This window comes from Pseudomonas sp. CBS (genome assembly GCF_024734645.1).
Classification (GTDB): Bacteria; Pseudomonadota; Gammaproteobacteria; order Pseudomonadales; family Pseudomonadaceae; genus Aquipseudomonas.
Genome location: NZ_CP102929.1, coordinates 3,095,399 through 3,112,864, shown reverse-complemented (window position 1 = coordinate 3,112,864; position 17,466 = coordinate 3,095,399). Strand labels below are relative to the sequence as shown.

Sequence of the window (17,466 nt, the reverse complement as noted above, 5' to 3'; positions counted from 1 at the left end):
CACCGGCACGGCTGCGGATAAGTTTGAATAGTGGGTGGAAACTGCGGCGGATCCCTCAGTAATCCGCAAGTGAAAAGCGCAGGGATAGGCCCATCAGCGCACGCTGCATAAGCTGTTGTTGCCCGGTTGCAGATAGGGCGTAAGAATCGGCGCCATGCCTTTGAGTACCTGCACCGGCAACGCCGAAGTGAACTTGAAACCCTGGGCCGAGGCGCCCGGCACAAAGGCGGTCAACGTGCCGAAATGATGCTCTCCGATGTAGAACACGAACGTCGCCGTGCGGTTGATCGCCTTGGAGCTGAGAATCCGCCCGCCGGCGCCGATGGCTTCGATCCGGTTGTCGCCGGTACCGGTCTTGCCGCCCATGGCCAAAGGCGTACCGTCCGCCAGTTTGAAACTGCCGGACACGCGCCGTGCGGTGCCCGCGTCCACCACCTGGGACAGCGCGCCCTTGAGCGCCGTGGCCACCTCGGAAGGCATCACGCGTTTGCCGCGATTGGGGTCATTGACTAGCCGGGTTTCGTACGGGGTGTCGGCGGCAAAGCGCAGGCTGTCGATGCGCAGGGTGGGTTGGCGCACGCCATCATTGAGGATGATCCCCACCAGTTCCGCCAGGGCCGCCGGGCGGTCGCCGGAGCTGCCGATGGCCGTGGCAAGCGACGGCACCAGGTGGTCGAAGGGGTAGCCGACTTTCTGCCAGCGCTGGTGAATATCGAGGAAGGCTTCGATCTCCAGCATGGTGCGGATGCGGCTGTCGCGGGCACTCTTGTGGCGGCTCTTGAACAGCCAGCTGTAAACCTCCTGGCGCTCGTGTTCACTGGCGGCGGTGGCCTGGGTGAAGGTGGCGTCGGGGTTGTTCAGCAGGTAGCCCATCAGCCACAGATCCAGCGGGTGAACCTTGGCGATATAGCCTTGGTCAGGCAGGTCGTAGGCGCCGGGGCCGTAATTCTGGTAGAGCTTTTCGAGGCGCTCGTCGGTGAGTTTTTCAATGCTTTTGACGCTGCTCAAGTGCGAGCGGACGAAGCTGTTGAAACTCGCCTGGCTGGCGTTGGGCAGCAGGTAGCGGTGTACGGCGGCCAGGCGAATGGCGGTAGGGTGCATGCTGTCGAGGAAAGTGTCGAGGCGCGCCTGGGTGTTCTTGTTGCGGTATTTCTTCCAGAACTTGAGCAGGAAGGTGGTGCCTTCGCGGTCGGCGAATTTGGCCAGGTATTCCTGGCGCCTCGGGTCACTGTCGTCCTTGAGCAACTCGGCACTGTTGTTCGCACCGTGGTAGGTGCTGTAGCGCACCAGGTCGCGCATCAGGCGAATGAACGGCAGGTTGATCGACTCGCGCAGGGCCTCTATCAACGTGGGGTTGCGACCGTTGTCCTGGCTGCGGAAGTTGTGAAAGTGGTGCATGCCGCCGCCAGTGAAAAAACCTTCGCCGGTGTTGGCCGAGTATTGGCGATTGAGGGCCGCGTCGAGCATGGCCGGCAGGTTGCGGTCGCTGTTCTGGGCCAGGTAGTCGAGGGCCCAGCGGGTGATGCGGTCGGTGTCGTCGACCGGGACTTTGCGCAGCTCGGCGGCAGGCGTTGCAGCGTATTTATCATGCAGTTCACTGACGATTTGCAGGTAGGTGGTCATTACCCGCAGCTTGGCGGTTGAGCCCAGTTCCAGCTTGCTGCCTTCGTTGATGTCGAATGGCTGGTCGGTGCTGTCGGTTTGCACGCGCACGCGGGCGCCGTCGGGTGTCATCTCGTAGAGGTTGAAACTGTAGCGAACCTGAGCGGTGCTGGCGGGTGTCAGCAGCGTGGGCCCGAGCAGGCCGATCTGCGCGGCGAAGGCGGGGTCGGCGAGTTGCTTGAGGTAAGTGCTGGCCTGGCTTTGCAGGTCGGCTTGCAAGGTGCTCGTGGCAGAGAGATCGAGCCGGTCGAGGTCGTACAGCGGCTGGTTAAGCAGGGCGGCCAGGCGAGTGCGGGCGACGCTGATGCCCTTGTTGGTTTCGATCGGCTGGATCGTCGGTTGTTGCTGCCAGTCACGGTAAGTGACTTTGCTGGCGAGGGCTGCGCTGGCCAGCGCCGGGTCGATCACGTTGTTTTGTGCGAGCAGGCGGATGTGGCTGTCGGTGAGGTCCGCCAGTTCCTTGTGGCCCTTGGACAAATAGTGAGACGGGCGGCGCTGGGCGATCATCAGCGACAGCACCTCGCGCAACGCCAGGCCCTTTTGCGGCAGCTGTTTGGGGTCGTTGCCGTTGAGCAGCGTATTGGTCTGGTTGAAATCGGCGCCGTACCACACGCGCAAGCCTTCGGCCATGCCGTGCACTTCGCCGTGGCCGGGCACCGCCGACAGGGGCACGCTGTTGAGGTAGTCGCGCACGATGTCTTGCCGGGCCGCGAGGGTTTGCGGGCCGTCCTGATACGCGCGCACGCTGGCGGAAATCATCTGGCGGATTTTCTCGCCGCCGGACAGTGTCAGGCCGTCGGGCGAGTGGCGGTATTTCTCCAGTTGCGTTGCCAGGGTACTGCCGCCAGCGGTCTGGCCGGGCAGGTGCAAAAGCTTCGCCACCTGGGACCAGGCGGCCTTGGCGAAACGCGGCCAATCCACGGCCGGGTTGAGTTGAGGGTTTTTCGGGTCCAGCAGGTCGCGGTCTTCGATAAACAGCAGGCTGCTGACCACCACCGGCGGTATCGCCGCAAAGCTTGGGTAGAACTGTTGTGGATAGGTGAACTGATACAGCGGCGCGGCGCGGCAATCGGTGATGGTCAGGCCGGCCTGGATTTTTTCCGGGTAGGGCACGAACAGGCCGCGCTGGGCGTAGGCCATCAGGTCGGGAGAGAAGCGCGCTTGAGCCTGGATCAGGTAGTCACGCTTGATCAAGCGCGGCAGGAACTCGCCGAGGGCGCTGTAGCCCAGGCGCTTGTCGAAGGGCCCGGCGCCAGGGTAAACCCGTGCATCGCTGGGGCCTGCGTGCATTTGGTAGGTGAGGGTCGAGGCGAGGTCGGTGAAGGTTTTGGCCTGCAACCTTGAAGTGCGCATTTCCCGCAGGGCCGCAAAGCCCAAAGCGATCAGCGCAATCAACAGCACCAGCCAGAACAGCCGCCACCACAGTCGTCTGCGGCGGGGAGGGCTTTGTGGCAATGGCTGTTCATCCGGGCTATCGGTGGAGACCGCAGCCTTGGTCGAAGCGTTTTGCCATAAAGCGCCCATAGTCGATTGATCCATTTACGCAGATTGATCGGACTTGGTTGAAGCTTAGACGGTGGTGGGCGAGTGGGAGGGGAATTGTGAGTGTGATGTTGATTTGTGGTGAGGGAGCTTGCTGTGGTGAGGGGGATTGCTGTGGCAAGGGAGTTTGTTGTGGTGAGGGAGCTTGCTGTGGCGAGGGAGCTTGCTCCCGCTGGAGTGCGAAGCACTCCCAAAGAGTCCACCCCGGTCTAACTGATAAACCACATGCCCAGGCTTCGGGTCTGCTGCGCAGCCCAGCGGGAGCAAGCTCCCTCGCCACAGTGGTTTCTATTCCGGCTCATAGCCAGCAGGCATCCCACAGCGGGTAATCGCCGGCGCGTTCAACCAGTCCCGCTCTGATGGGATTGGCGATGATGTATCGAGCCAAGTGGCGCAAGTCTTCACCGTCCCTGATTCCCCTGTCGTGATAGCCGTTCTGCCAAAAAGCTCCTGTACGGTTCCTCGCGCGGTTGATCGTGTACGTGCTGCGGGATTTAACCGCCTGCATCATTTGCGGCAGGCTGCGTTGCTCAAGCTGGACCAGCCAATGAAAGTGGTCAGGCATGATGACCCATGCTATGGAGTTCCCCCATTTTTGCTCTTGGGCGCGCCTGAACTCGGCTACCAACAGACGACCCAGACGAAAGTCGGCAAACAGGGGCTGACGATTGTGTACGACCGCAGTCACCAGATAAGCCCTGCCGGGCTCGCTGAATCTGCCGGTTCTCAGGCGATGGGATTGAGGGCGAGTTGGCATTCCATTGCATTCCTTGTTGCTCCAGATGAATTGACGCTAGCAGCCTGATAGAGGCTTTGATCCCAGAATTGTTGAGTACGTATTTCCGTGCCTGGAAACTCACTGTGGCGAGGGAGTTTGCTGTGGTGAGGGAGATTGCTGTGGCGAGGGAGCTTGCTCCCGCTGGAGTGCGAAGCACTCCCAAAGAACCCGCCCCACCCCGATCTAACTGATAAACCGCATGCCCAGGTTTTGGGTCTGCTGCGCAGCCCAGCGGGAGCAAGCTCCCTCGCCACAGCAATCTCCCTCACCACAGCAAGCTCCTCACCACAGCAAGCTCTTTCCCCACAATGGCCCTTGGTCGTCAGGAAGTGCGCTCTAGAGCCTCCCCCACCCGTAAATCCGCCAAAGGTAGGGGCATGACGCTGCACCATTACCGTGCAATACTCGCCGCCGTTTGGTGGCGATGATTCCTACGCTAACCAGGTAATGCTCCTCCGCCAAAGGCGCTTTTGCCGAGAGTTCCCGCTGAATCTTGCCGTTTATAGAGTGAAAACCCCTGGGTTGAGCTTTTTATACTGCACCCCCGCTGATCTGGCTCGGCCAGGCCGTTTTACCCAAAAGGTGAACCGGAAACGGTACGTCATGGCAGACCCGCCACGACGCTCCGGACTCGGTGGCTCATATCCAATAACAAGACGAGGTTGTATCCCTATGCCCGCTGGCAATCACCTGCCCCAAGGCGAGACCGCTCAGGGCGGTCCGCTGAAACGCGAACTTGGCGAACGGCATATTCGCCTGATGGCCCTCGGCGCCTGTATCGGTGTCGGCCTGTTCCTCGGTTCGGCCAAGGCCATTGAAATGGCCGGCCCGGCAATCATGCTGTCCTACATCATCGGCGGCCTGGCGATCCTGGTGATCATGCGCGCCCTCGGCGAGATGGCTGTGCATAACCCGGTGGCCGGCTCCTTCAGCCGCTACGCCCAGGATTACCTCGGCCCGTTGGCGGGCTTTCTCACGGGCTGGAACTACTGGTTCCTGTGGCTGGTGACCTGTGTCGCGGAAATCACTGCCGTCGCGGTGTACATGGGCGTGTGGTTCCCCGATGTGCCGCGCTGGATCTGGGCCCTCGCGGCGCTGGTCAGCATGGGCACCATCAACCTGATCGCGGTCAAGGCGTTCGGTGAGTTCGAGTTCTGGTTTGCGCTGATCAAGATCGTCACCATCATTGCCATGGTGATCGGCGGCGTCGGCATCATCGCGTTCGGTTTCGGCAACGATGGCGTGGCGCTGGGGATTTCCAACCTGTGGGCCCACGGCGGCTTTATGCCCAACGGTGTGCAGGGCGTGTTGATGTCCCTGCAAATGGTAATGTTCGCCTACCTGGGCGTGGAAATGATCGGCCTCACCGCCGGTGAAGCGAAGAACCCGCAGAAGACCATCCCGAGTGCCATTGGCTCGGTGTTCTGGCGCATCCTGCTGTTCTACGTCGGTGCGTTGTTCGTGATCCTGTCGATCTACCCGTGGAACGAGATCGGCACACAGGGCAGCCCGTTTGTGATGACCTTTGAGCGCCTCGGTATCAAGACTGCCGCCGGCATCATCAACTTCGTGGTGATCACCGCGGCGCTGTCTTCGTGCAACGGCGGCATCTTCAGTACCGGGCGCATGCTCTACAGCCTGGCGCAGAACGGTCAGGCTCCGGCCACATTCGGCACCACGTCGAGCAACGGCGTGCCGCGCAAGGCGCTGCTGCTGTCGATCTTCGTGCTGTTGCTGGGCGTGTTGCTCAACTACATGGTCCCGGAAAAAGTCTTCGTCTGGGTCACCTCCATCGCCACCTTTGGTGCGATCTGGACCTGGCTGATGATCCTCCTGGCCCAGCTCAAATTCCGCAAGGGCCTGACCCAGGCCGAACGTGACGGCCTCAAATACCGCATGTGGCTGTACCCGGTCAGTTCCTATCTGGCGCTGGCGTTCCTGGTGCTGGTGGTGGGCTTGATGGCGTACTTCCCGGATACCCGCGTGGCGCTGTATGTCGGCCCGGCGTTCCTGGTGATGCTGACGGTGTTGTTCTACGTGTTCAAGTTGCAGCCGACTCAGGCGGCGGCACGCACCGCGAGCTGAGTTTCCTGCGCTCAACAAAAAGCCCCTTTTGGGGCTTTTTGTTTTTCAGGCGGTGGCGGGGGGCGCCGGTTGGGTGAGCCGCTTGTTCAAATCCAGCCAGGCCCCCAGCAGCGCCATCAGCCCGGCGCCTACCAATGCGGTGAAGATTTGCATGGCAAAGGCATCGCCGGTGATCGCGTTGATCATGTCCGCCAGCGGCGCCAGCAGCACCCCCAGGCAGAACACTTCCAGCGAGTAACGGCCCATGCGACAGGTTTGCTGCGCCAGCCAGTTTTGCGTCCAGGCGTGGCCGGGCAGCAGCTTGGCGGTGACATAGGCCAGGGCCAGAAAATGCAGCAGGCGCACCGGCGAAAGGTCGGTCTTGCTGATGGGGTACAACAGGTCGCTGAGTGCCGACGGCATCAGCGCATCGTGGATTTCCGGCCAGCGCCACGAGAGCGTGAGAATCCCCGCCACCAGCGCGTACACCGCCGCCGCGACGAACAACGGCTGACGCAGCAGGCGCCGAGTCTCGACGGGACGTGGTTGCCCGGCATGAATCGCCGCCGCGCCGCCCAGCACAAACAGCAACTGCCAGGTCACCGGATTGAAATACCACACGCCGTCGGCAATCGCCGCCAGGTTCCAGCCCAGGTGCGGGGCCAGCAAGTACACCGCCAGCGAAACAGCCACCACCGCCCAGGTCTTGCGCAACAGCAACGGCAACACCAGCGGCAGGCAGCCCAGCAGCACGATGTACAGCGGCAGCGGGTCCATCAGGTTGGGCTTGAAGCGCAGCAGCAGCTCATCCACCAGGGCCTGTTGGGGATGGGTGACGAAGTGCGTCAGGCCCATCTCTTCAACGAGGTCGCGGGTTTCCACATGGCTGTTGGCGAAGAACACGATGCCCATCAGCATCGCCAGCAGAAAGATGTGCACCACGTACAGCACCCAGGTGCGCCGCCAGATCTTCACGCAGGCGATCAGATAACCGTCGCGCTGCAGGATCTTGCCGTAGGCCAGCACGGCCGCATAACCGGCCAGGAACACGAAGACTTCCGCCGCGTCGCTGAAACCGAAGTTGCGCAGGGTGATCTGGCCCAGAGGGTTGTGGGGCACGTGATCCCAAAAAATAAAGATCAACGCCAGGCCCCGAAAAAAATCGATGCGCGGGTCGCGTCCGTTCAACATGGCAGCGGGCTCTTGAACAAGGGGTTTAGTAATGACAAGTGGACGACGGCTTCAGTCGAGCCGTACGTCGGGCGGGCGCAGGTTGGCGGTATTTGTAAGCAATTGCAAAGCTGAGTTTTTTGCTGAATGTCTCATCGCTTTGTTTAAACGTCGATGATCACCGCCGGGCCGACGTGGCCCAGGCGGGTGGATTTCCAGGTGTCCGGCAGTTGTGTGGCAAGGGCGGTGAAGTCGAGTAACGGCATGGTGAAGCTCCTTGTTTCAACGATGCCGTTCGGTGGTCCGGTTCAGGCGCAAAAGGGAGGGTTTAGAACGCGTCCATCAGCAAAACCCGGCAGGGTTTGGCTTGGTATTGGTTGATCTGCGGCACCAGGCGGGTGAAGTGCTCTGTCTGGCAGTGCGCATCCAGCGCGGCCTGGTCGGGCCATTGCTCGATAAAGATAAAGTGCCCGGGGTCTTTCTGGTCGACGAACAGATCGTAGGCAATACACAGGGGTTCCTGACGGGTTTTTTCCACCAGTTCCGCATACCACGGGCGCACGGTGTCGAGGTGTTCGGGTTTGATGAAGTCTTCGGCAATGACTTTCAGCATCGTATCGTTCCGTTAAAAAGATCAGGCTGCGGCGATTTCATTCGGCTCAAAACTGTCGGCCCGCGCCATCTGCCACATGCGCGAATAAAACTCGCCGTTCACTTCGCCGGTGAGCAATTCACCTGGCTTGAGGAACACATGCAGCTGCGAAAACAACTTGATCTCGGTGGCCGACATGCGCCGCACCAAGTGCTTGGCCGACAGTTGCGACGGGTGATCGAGACCGGCGGCGGCGAGCATTTCGGCCAGGGCCTTCAGGGTGTTGCGGTGGAAGTTGAACACGCGTTGGGCCTTGTCCGGCACCACCAGTGCGCGTTGGCGCAATGGGTCTTGAGTGGCCACGCCGGTCGGGCATTTGTTGGTATGGCAGCTCTGCGACTGGATGCAGCCGATGGCGAACATGAAACCCCGCGCCGAGTTGGCCCAGTCGGCACCGATGGCCAGGACGCTGGCGATGTCGAACGCGCTGACGATCTTGCCGCTGGCGCCGAGCTTGATCTTGTCCCGCAGGTTCAAGCCTACCAGGGTGTTGTGCACGAACAACAAGCCTTCACGCAGCGGCACGCCAATATGGTCGGTGAACTCAACCGGTGCGGCGCCGGTGCCGCCTTCCTTGCCGTCCACCACGATGAAGTCCGGGAGGATGCCGGTTTCCAGCATGGCCTTGGCGATGCCCATGAATTCCCAGGGGTGGCCCAGGCAGAACTTGAAACCCACCGGTTTGCCGCCCGACAGTTCACGCAACTGAGCGATGAAGTGCATCATTTCGATGGGGGTGGAAAACGCACTGTGGCGCGACGGCGAGATGCAGTCTTCGCCCATCATGATGCCGCGGGTCTCGGCGATTTCCTGGGTCACCTTGTGCTTGGGCAGGATCCCGCCGTGGCCCGGTTTGGCGCCTTGGCTCATCTTGATTTCGATCATCCGTACTTGCGGGTTCTGCGCCTGTACGGCGAAGCGTTCCGGGTCGAAAAGGCCCGTGCTGGTGCGGCAACCGAAGTAGCCGCTGCCCAGTTCCCAGGTCAGGTCGCCACCGTTTTCCCGGTGATAGGGGCTGATGCTGCCTTCGCCAGTGTCATGGGCGAAATTGCCGAGCTTGGCACCCTGGTTGAGGGCGCGAATCGCGTTGGCGCTCAACGAGCCGAAACTCATGGCCGAGATGTTGAACACCGAGGCCGAGTACGGCTGTTTGCACTGCGGGCCGCCGACCATCACGCGAAACGCGCTGGGGTCGCTCAACGGCGCAGGGCGCATGGAGTGGCCGATAAATTCAAAGCCGGACTGATACACGTCGATCAGCGTGCCGAAGGGTTTGTCGGCGCTTTCGTTCTTGGCGCGGGAATAGACCAACGAGCGCTGGGCCCGGGAAAAGGGCAGGGCGTCGCTGTCGGATTCCAGCAGGTATTGGCGGATTTCCGGACGGATACCTTCCACCAGGTAACGGATATTGCCCAGGATCGGGTAGTTGCGGCGCACCGCGTGGGGGCTTTGCAGCAGGTCGAAAATGCCGATCAGGCTGAGGATGCCGGTGACCACGGCGATCGGCCACAGCCATTCGTGTTCGATAAACGGCATGCTGGCGAGGGTGAAAATGACGCAGACGGCAAAGAACGCATAACGGCTTAACAAGGACAGGCTCATACAGGGTTCCTTAGTTTTTATCCTGTAGGAGCGAGGGGGACGCCTAGTTCTTGCTCGCGAAGGTTGTTAACGATGGCGCGGTTGTCTGGATGACCGCGGTGCATTGACGTTTTTCGCGAGCAAGAACTAGGCGTCCCCCTCGCTCCTACAGGGCTCGATCAGGCGTTTTGCGCCTGCAGAAAAATCGAGAACAGCTCCGACTGGGATTTGATCCCCAGCTTGCTGTACATGTGTTTCTTATGGACTTTCACGGTTTCAACAGAGATTTCCAGCTTACGAGCGATTTCCTTGCTGGAGCAACCACTGAGCATCAAACGGCCCACATCCAGCTCCCGCGCGGTGAGTTGTGCGCCCCAGCCATCGTTGTGGATCGGCGGCTCCGGGGCGCTTACCTGGTTGAGTTCATGGGGCAGGCGCTGGCGCAGCAAACCCAGCACCCACGGCTGGATCAGCGACAGCAGGGCAATCTGCTGCGGGTCAAAGCGCTGTTTGGAACCCAGGGACAGGCACAGGGTTCGCCCGTCCGGTTGCTGGCAGTTGAACTGGATTTCATCGGCCACCACGTTCAACCGGAAGTAGCGCTGGTAATACTCGGTCAGCTCGAAATGCTCCGGGGCCACTTCGGCCAGGCGAAACAGCCCGGTGCGCGAGTGCTCGCGGCTGGCGATGTAGAAGGGGTCGAGCAGGTATAAACCGTTGAGGTAATCCTGGAACAGATGGTCCGGTTCACCGTCCTGGCCCGGGCATTCGGCGAACACCAGGGGCTTGTGCTCGCTGCTGAACAGCAACACCACCCAACTGTCGAACGGCACATATTGGTCCAGCAACCGGACCAGCTGCGTCCAGAAATTCGGCTGGTCCAGGGCGTCTATCATTTGCCCCACCGAACGGTGCCAGGCGATGTCTTCCAGCGACAATGTCATGCATCTACCCCCATAGGGTTAACCCGGCTGCGTGATTTCCCGAGTGTTCGCGGCTGCGCATACTGCGCCACAGATAAAGAACAAGGAATCACCATGAAGGTCGAATTTGCCCAGCTGGCAGGCCGCGATAACGGCACAGCTTACAACCTTGAGCGCGCTTTGGCGGCGATTGCTGCGTGTGCGGCGGATACCCAATTGGTCGTATTCCCGGAAACCCACCTGATGGGCTTCCCGACCGCCGACACCGTGGCCGAGGTGGCCGAGCCTGTAGAGGGCCCCACCGTCCAGGCGATTATCCAGGCAGCCCGCGCGCGCAATATCGCGGTCGTCATCGGCATGGCCGAGAACGACGCCGGCCAGTTCTATAACACCACCTTGATGATCACCCCGGACGGCATCGCCCTGCGTTATCGCAAGACTCACCTGTGGGCCTCGGACCGTGGCGTGTTCACTCCCGGTGACCGCTACGCCACCTGCGAGTGGAACGGCGTGCGCGTGGGGCTGTTGATCTGCTACGACATAGAATTCCCGGAAACCGCCCGCGCCCTGGCGCAGTTGGGGGCTGAGGTGTTGATCGTCACCAACGGCAACATGGACCCGTACGGCCCCACCCACCGCACTGCGATCATGGCCCGCGCCCAGGAAAACCAGGCGTTTGCGCTGATGGTCAACCGGGTGGAAGAGGGCGATGACGGCCTGATGTTTGCCGGTGGCAGTGCGCTGGTGGACCCGTTTGGCACCTTGCTGTTTGAAGCCGGGCGCGAGGAAGGGCAGTTCAGGGTTGAACTGGACCTTGGGCAACTGGCGGCGGCGCGACAGGACTACCGTTACCTGGATGACCAGCGCTTGAAATTGCCGGGGGAGGTGATTGAGCGCAAGGACGGAACGCGGGAGTTGCTGATCCCGAAACCCTGACCCCGATCTTGTGGCACGGATGCAGTTGTGGCGAGGGAGCTTGCTCCCGCTGGGGCGCGAAGCGGCCCTAGGATTTTGGGGCCGCTGCGCAGCCCAGCGGGAGCTAGCTCCCTCGCCACAACAGGTGTAATCACCACAAAAGTTGCACCCACTCAAAAAGCTGCTTCAACCATAAAAATTATTGCTCCTGCTGCACCGACTTCAGTTCTGCCATAAATCTAATAATCGCGCGGAGAATCGCTCATGGCTCGTTTGCAACGCACCCTGTCGCTAGGGTCGGTGGTGCTGTTTGGCATCGCCTATATGACACCGATCATTGTCCTGGGCACCTTCGGCATCCTGGCGCAATCCACCGCCGGCATGGTCCCGGCCGCTTACCTGGCCGCGCTGGTGGCGATGTTCTTCACCGCCATGAGCTACGGCCGTATGGCCTCGGCGTTCCCGGTGGCCGGTTCCGCCTACAGCTATGTGCGCAAGGCCATCAGCCCCAAGCTCGGGTTTATCGCCGGTTGGGCGGTGTTGCTCGACTACCTGTTCCTGCCCATGGCCATCTGGCTGATCGGCGCAGCCTACCTGCATTCGGCCTTTCCGGCGGTGCCGCAATGGGTCTGGGTACTGGCGTTTATCGGGGTCACCAGCGTGATCAACATCATCGGCCTGAAACTCGCCAACGGCATCAACGCCTTGCTGATGCTGGTGCAGTTCCTGGTGCTGATCGCCTTCGTCGCGCTGTGCATCCACTACATCGGCGGTGATGCGAGCAAGCCCCTGTGGACCATCACTCCGTTCTTCAACGGCCAGATGCAAATGCCGTTGATCATGAGCGGCGCGGCGATCGCCTGCTATTCGTTCCTGGGCTTTGATGCGGTCAGCACCCTGACCGAAGAAACCCGCGACCCGCGCCGCACCATTCCCCGGGCGATCATGCTGATCACCCTGATCGGCGGGCTGATCTTTGTCGGTGTGTCGTACTTCGTGCAGATCGCTCACCCGTCGTTCGAGTTCACCGACGTGGATTCTGCCGCCTACGAGATTGCCCGCAACATTGGCGGCGACCTGTTCGTGTCGATCTTCCTGATCGGCCTGATCGTCGGCCAGTTCGCTTCAGGTTTGTCGGCACAGGCCAGTGGTTCGCGGTTGCTGTTTGCGATGGGCCGCGATGGTGTTTTGCCCAAGTCGTTCTTCGGCACCTTGCATGTGCGCTTCGGCACGCCGGTGAACAGCATCCTGCTGTGCGCAGTGGTGGCGTTACTGGCGTTGAAACTGGACGTCACCACCTCCACCTCGTTCATCAACTTCGGCGCGTTCCTGGCTTTCAGCCTGGTGAACCTGTCGGTGATCTTCCACTACTGGATCGGTGCGAAGCAGCGCGGGTTGCGGGAGCTGGTGTTGTTCCTGGTGTTCCCGATCATCGGCCTGGTGGCGGATCTGTGGTTGATGGTCAGCCTGGATCACCTGGCGATCTACCTGGGCCTGAGTTGGTTGGCGATTGGCCTGGTATACCTGGGTTTCCTGACGCGGGGCTTCTCCCAACAGCCACCGGAAATGGACTTCCAGGAAGCCGCATAGAAGTTCGAGGTCTATTCTTATTGCAATCGGTTCTCGTTTGGGCGCATCATTTGTGTTACTGTATAACACTTGATGTTCACCCAGACGCCCCGGAGGCCTTATGAAACCTGGTATCCACCCCGACTACCGCACCGTGTTGTTCCATGACACCGCCGCCGACGTTTTCTTCCTGATCGGTTCCACCGTGGAAACCGAACGTACGCAAAAACACAGCGACGGCAACACCTACCCTTACGTGCTCCTCGACGTGTCCAGCGCCTCGCACCCGGTGTACACCGGCCAGCAGCGCAAGACCCAGTCTGAAGGCCGCATCGCCGGCTTCAACAAGCGGTTTGCGTCGTTTGGTTCGAGCCCGAAGAACGCCGAAGCCTGAGCCTGTCCCCTGTAGAGGTTTGCCTTTACAGGGGATCTGCCGTCTGGCGAATCGGCAATACCACCCGAAACGTCGTGCCTTTGCCGACTTCGCTGTTCACTGAAATAGTCCCGTGATGCTTCTTCACAATCCCATACGACAGTGACAGCCCCAGCCCCGTCCCTTCGCCCACCGGCTTGGTGGTGAAGAACGGGTCGAAGATTTTCTGCACACTCTCCGGCGCGATTCCGCAGCCGGTGTCCGCCACTTCCAGCCAGACCTTGTCGCCCTCCACGCCATTGCTGAGGGTGATAGTGCCGCGTTCCGGGCCCATCGCCTGGGCGGCGTTGATCACCAGGTTCATCACTACCTGATTGAGCTGCGAGGCCAGGCATTCAATGTCCGGCAGCACCTGGAAATGCTTGACCACATCGGCCTTGTACTTGAGTTCGCTGGCGACGATATTCAGGGTTGAGTCGATGCCGTGTTGCAGGTTTGCCCACTGCCATTTCTCGTCGTTGTCGACCCGCGAAAAATCCTTCAGGTCCTTGACGATCTGCGCCACGCGACCAATGCCATCCTTGGATTCGAGAATCAGAATCGGGATGTCTTCTTTGAGAAACTCCAGGTCCATGGCCTTGCGCAGGCTTTGCAATTGCGTCAGGCATTCGCCGGGCGCGAGGGCTTCCTCGGCCTGCCGATAGGCGTCGAGCATCTGCTGCAACTGTTTGAAGTAGCCGTCCAGGGTGCTCAGGTTGGAGGAGATGAACCCCACCGGGTTGTTGATTTCATGGGCCACCCCCGCCGCGAGCTGGCCCAGGGACGCGAGCTTTTCCGACTGCACCAACTGGCTTTCCAGTTGCTTGCGTTCATCGATTTCCAGCTGCAGCGCCTGGCTGGCCAAGGTCAATGCCTGGGTGCGTTGCTCCACCAGATGTTCCAGGTGACTGGTTTGCAGGGACGCACGCCGGGCCATGTCCCATTTTGCGGCCAGGGTATTGGCCATCTGTTGGACTTCGATGTTGTCGAAAGGCTTTTTCAGGATCAGCAGGCGGTCATGGCCCTGCAGGCGAAACAGCAGTTCTTCCCAGGAGTAATCGGAGTAGGCGGTGCACACCACCACTTGCAGTTGCGGGTCGACTTTCCATAATTCTTCGATGGTTTGCGCGCCGTCCCAGCCTTGGGGCATGCGCATGTCGACAAAGGCCAGGGCGTAGGGCCGTTCTTGTTGCATGGCCTGGCACAGCAGCTGCAATCCTTCCTGGCCGCCGTAGGCCGAATCCAGCTCAAAGGCCAGGGCCTGGGGTTTGGCGCTGTCGCCGAAGAGCGCGGTTTCCATCTCATCCAGTTCCTGGTTCGCGTCCACGGGCGGCATCAAAATCTTGCGAAAGTCCTCGTGAATCGACGGGGTGTCGTCGATCAATAAGATTCGCCGGTTCGGTGGTTTATTCATGCTCAGGTCCGTACGGGATCAAGGGGGATGAGCAAGGTGAACAACGCGCCTTTGCCCGGGCCATCGCTGTGGGCAGTCAGGCTGCCCTTCATTTCCAGGGCAGCCAGGGCGCAGCTGTGCAGGCCAAAGCCGTGGCCTTCCTTGCGGGTGGTGAAACCGTGGGTGAAGATTCGCGTCATGTTTTGCGCAGGTATGCCTTCGCCTTCGTCCTTGACGCTGATCTGCAAGGTCCCGTCGTCCAACGGCATTACCGTCAGGGTCATTTGCCGGGTGCGGTCGGTGAGGTTGGACATGGCGTACTTGGCGTTGCTGATCAGGTTGACCAGGATCAGCAGCAACCGATGCTTGTCGGCCATGATCTCGGGGACGTCGTGGTAGTGCTTGACCACCGTCACATGGTGGCGGCTCAGGGCCCCGGAGTTCATGCGCAGGGCGTCCTCCATCAAGGCGCTGATAAGCACCGGCTCCAGCAGTGTGGATGCGCCGGCGTAGGACTGCTGGGTGGAAACAATGTCCTTGATGTGGTCGACGCTTTTGCTCAGTTGCGCCAGTTCCTCGGTGAGGCCCTGCTGCTCAGTGGCGATGGCCTCGACTAACTGGTTGAGGTAATCGGGCAGCAGCTTGCCTTTTTCATCCTCGGTGATGAAGGTGCCCAGGTCACGGCGGTGTTCATTGATCAATTGCATGGCCTTGCCCAGCCCCAGCGCCTTGCTGGTGCGCAGCTTGCGCGTCACCAGCTCGGCCGAGATATTCACGCTGTTGAGCACGTTGCCGACGTTGTGCAGCACGTTGGTGGCAATTTCCGCCATGCCGGCCTGGCGGGCGCTGTCCATGAGTTCGCTCTGGGCATCCTTGAGTTCCCGGGTACGTTCCTCGACGCGTTGCTCAAGGCTTTCGTTGACCCCATGCAAGGCCCGGTTGACCCGGTTGATCTCGGCGAAACTGCGCAACAGGCGAATCGCCAGGTACAGCAGCAGTGCCACCAGCAAGATGGAAAACACCAACAGATAGCGATGGTACTTCTGGTCGAGCAGCTCAGACGCCGTCTGGTCCTGATTGAGCTGGTTGGTGAGGTCGTCCAGGCGTTCGGCCAGCGGCACGGCGGCGATGCGTTCGAGCAGGCCGTTGACCAAGGGTTGCTCCCGCAGGATCAGCGCAATGTGCTTGCTGAGAATTTCCACCGGCACCTGGAACGACTCGGGCAGGCTCTGTTTATTGATTGCCAGCGTGTTCAGGCCCACCAGAATGTCGGCGGCCTTGTCGTCGCTGGTCACCTGGGCGAATTCGAGGCTGCTGAGGAGCACGTCGTAGGTGTCGGTGGCAATGCCTTGCTGGAGCAGTCTCTCGGCGTCGGTGAGTGCCAGGAACTGCGCCTGGATATCGTCTTCGGCCGTGGGCAGGAACGCCAGGGAGTTGCGCAACACCGCGTTGTGGGACTTGAACTGGTCCACCAACCGGGCTTTTTCGTCGATCGCCTGGCGATAGGCGTCCTGGCCGGCCTGCCAGCGGGCGGGGTCTTCGTGACGGTGTTGCGATCCGCGCTGCTGAAGGGTGGCCCACAGGCGGTTCATCTCGGTGAGGGGGGCGACCAGTGGGTCGTAGTTGTGGGTCAGGGCAATCCGGGCCTTGAGGACTTCACTGTCCCATTGTGAGTTCAGTTGCTTGATTTCGCGGATCAGGTCGCGGGATTCGGTGTAGATGCTGGTCTGGTCGCTCGATGACTTGATGTACAGGAATACCAGGGTCGAGGCGAGTATCAGGGTCATGGTGCTGAGCATGACCTGGGTGGCGCGGCGGGAGAGTTTCATAGTGGCTTGCCTGCCCATTCGCCCGTCAGGGTTTTCAGAAACAGCACGATCAGGGTCTTGTCTTCAGCCGAGGGAATGCGCCCCAGCTGGTACTTGAACATCACGTCGACGGCCTCTTCGAGGGTCTTGGCCGAGGCGTCGTGAAAGTACGGGGCGGTGACGGCCACATTGCGCAGGCTGGGCACCTTGAACACGTTGCGGTCTTCTTCATCCTTGGTCAGCAGGTAGCGCCCCAGGTCAGCTTCGGTGGGGTTGCCACGGGCTTTGAAGTAATCGTCCATCACGCCGAATTTCTGGTACATGTTGCCGCCGATATTGGCGCCCTGATGGCAAGCGATGCAGCCGTATTCCTTGAAGCGCTGGTAGCCGTATTTTTCTTCAATGGTGAGGATATCGGTGTTGCCCAGCAGGTATTGGTCGAAGCGCGAATTGGGGGTGAGCAGGGTACGTTCATAGGTCGCCAGGGCATTTTGCACCGTGGCGGGCGTAATGCCGTCGGGGTAGATCTGCCGGAACGCCGCCTGGTAGTGGGGCAGTGCCGACAAGGTCTGAATCACGGTTTTCCAGTCGTTGCCCATTTCCATGGGGCTGGTGACCACGTGTTCGACCTGTGCCTCCAGGGTGTCGACCCGTGCGTTCCAGAATTGCTTGAAGTTCAGGCTGGCGTTGAACACGGTCGGGGTGTTGAGCGCCACCGGCTTGCCGTCGAACCCCAGGGAAAACGGCCGATTGTCGACGCCGCCGGTTTGCAGGTCATGGCAGCTGGCGCAGGACTTGGTGTTGTTGACCGACAGTTGTGTTTCGTTGAACAACTGGCGCCCCAGCTCCACCGTTGCCGGATCCACTTGCGGTATCGGCGGCAGCGGCTTGAGCGGTTCGTCCAGGGGCGCGGCCATCACTGGCAGGCAGGTTGCCAGCCAAAACAGGATGGCGATCCCGGGCACCCGTGAAGACCGGTGAACGTAGCGTGGCGTGG

General features: G+C 60.7%; 12 protein-coding genes and 4 pseudogenes. 4 read left to right on the top strand and 12 right to left on the bottom strand.

Annotated elements, in window-relative coordinates:
- Positions 1–93: 93 nt before the first annotated feature.
- Together NVB75_RS14140 and NVB75_RS14135 are read right to left on the bottom strand one after the other, a co-directional pair.
- Positions 94–3,186, bottom strand: a complete 3,093-nt coding sequence (locus tag NVB75_RS14140) for a biosynthetic peptidoglycan transglycosylase (RefSeq protein WP_258347703.1) — start codon at positions 3,184–3,186, stop codon at positions 94–96.
- A gap of 316 nt (positions 3,187–3,502) precedes the next feature.
- Positions 3,503–3,961, bottom strand: coding sequence for a transposase (locus NVB75_RS14135; protein WP_258347701.1), 459 nt, complete (start codon positions 3,959–3,961; stop codon positions 3,503–3,505).
- Positions 3,962–4,654: 693 nt separating this feature from the next.
- Here NVB75_RS14135 and NVB75_RS14130 point away from each other — a divergent pair.
- A complete protein-coding gene (locus tag NVB75_RS14130) occupies positions 4,655–6,067 on the top strand; it encodes an amino acid permease (RefSeq protein ID WP_258347699.1) in 1,413 nt (470 codons plus the stop codon).
- Between the two features lie 45 nt (positions 6,068–6,112).
- On the opposite strand, the gene NVB75_RS14125 is transcribed toward NVB75_RS14130, so the two are convergent.
- The 5 genes and pseudogenes from NVB75_RS14125 to NVB75_RS14105 form a co-directional block, all read right to left on the bottom strand.
- Positions 6,113–7,237 (bottom strand): OpgC family protein, encoded by a 1,125-nt coding sequence (locus NVB75_RS14125; RefSeq protein ID WP_258347697.1) that lies wholly within the window; start codon positions 7,235–7,237, stop codon positions 6,113–6,115.
- 155 nt (positions 7,238–7,392) lie between these two features.
- Positions 7,393–7,482: pseudogene (locus NVB75_RS14120) on the bottom strand (cupin); the annotation flags it as partial.
- A 62-nt stretch (positions 7,483–7,544) separates the two neighbouring features.
- Positions 7,545–7,829, bottom strand: coding sequence for a putative quinol monooxygenase (locus NVB75_RS14115; RefSeq protein WP_258347695.1), 285 nt, complete (start codon positions 7,827–7,829; stop codon positions 7,545–7,547).
- Between the two features lie 21 nt (positions 7,830–7,850).
- Positions 7,851–9,470 carry an FMN-binding glutamate synthase family protein gene (locus NVB75_RS14110; protein ID WP_258347693.1) on the bottom strand — a complete coding sequence of 540 codons (1,620 nt, stop codon included), beginning with the start codon at positions 9,468–9,470 and terminating at the stop codon, positions 7,851–7,853.
- Positions 9,471–9,628: 158 nt separating this feature from the next.
- Positions 9,629–10,393 (bottom strand): LuxR C-terminal-related transcriptional regulator, encoded by a 765-nt coding sequence (locus NVB75_RS14105; RefSeq protein ID WP_093205468.1) that lies wholly within the window; start codon positions 10,391–10,393, stop codon positions 9,629–9,631.
- A 93-nt stretch (positions 10,394–10,486) separates the two neighbouring features.
- Here NVB75_RS14105 and NVB75_RS14100 point away from each other — a divergent pair, with 93 nt between their 5' ends.
- The 3 genes from NVB75_RS14100 (at position 10,487) to NVB75_RS14090 (ending at position 13,250) form a co-directional block, all read left to right on the top strand.
- Positions 10,487–11,308: a carbon-nitrogen hydrolase family protein gene (locus tag NVB75_RS14100; protein ID WP_258347690.1), complete on the top strand. Its 822-nt coding sequence runs from the start codon at positions 10,487–10,489 to the stop codon at positions 11,306–11,308.
- Positions 11,309–11,551: 243 nt separating this feature from the next.
- Positions 11,552–12,877: an APC family permease gene (locus NVB75_RS14095; RefSeq protein WP_258347688.1), complete on the top strand. Its 1,326-nt coding sequence runs from the start codon at positions 11,552–11,554 to the stop codon at positions 12,875–12,877.
- A gap of 100 nt (positions 12,878–12,977) precedes the next feature.
- Positions 12,978–13,250, top strand: a complete 273-nt coding sequence (locus tag NVB75_RS14090; RefSeq protein WP_258347687.1) for a type B 50S ribosomal protein L31 — start codon at positions 12,978–12,980, stop codon at positions 13,248–13,250.
- A gap of 25 nt (positions 13,251–13,275) precedes the next feature.
- Here NVB75_RS14090 and NVB75_RS33410 read toward each other — a convergent pair.
- The 5 genes and pseudogenes from NVB75_RS33410 to NVB75_RS14075 all read right to left on the bottom strand — a co-directional run.
- Positions 13,276–13,602 (bottom strand): annotated as a pseudogene (locus NVB75_RS33410) (sensor histidine kinase); the annotation flags it as partial.
- A gap of 402 nt (positions 13,603–14,004) precedes the next feature.
- Positions 14,005–14,088, bottom strand: a pseudogene (locus NVB75_RS33405) (hypothetical protein); the annotation flags it as partial.
- A 156-nt stretch (positions 14,089–14,244) separates the two neighbouring features.
- Positions 14,245–14,568, bottom strand: a pseudogene (locus tag NVB75_RS33400) (response regulator transcription factor); the annotation flags it as partial.
- Positions 14,569–14,684: 116 nt separating this feature from the next.
- Complete coding sequence (locus NVB75_RS14080; protein ID WP_258347683.1) at positions 14,685–16,490, bottom strand: DAHL domain-containing protein; 1,806 nt, start codon at positions 16,488–16,490, stop codon at positions 14,685–14,687.
- Complete coding sequence (locus NVB75_RS14075) at positions 16,487–17,434, bottom strand: cytochrome-c peroxidase (protein ID WP_258348611.1); 948 nt, start codon at positions 17,432–17,434, stop codon at positions 16,487–16,489. Before NVB75_RS14075 ends, NVB75_RS14080 begins: the two co-directional genes overlap by 4 nt.
- Between the last annotated feature and the right edge of the window lie 32 nt (positions 17,435–17,466).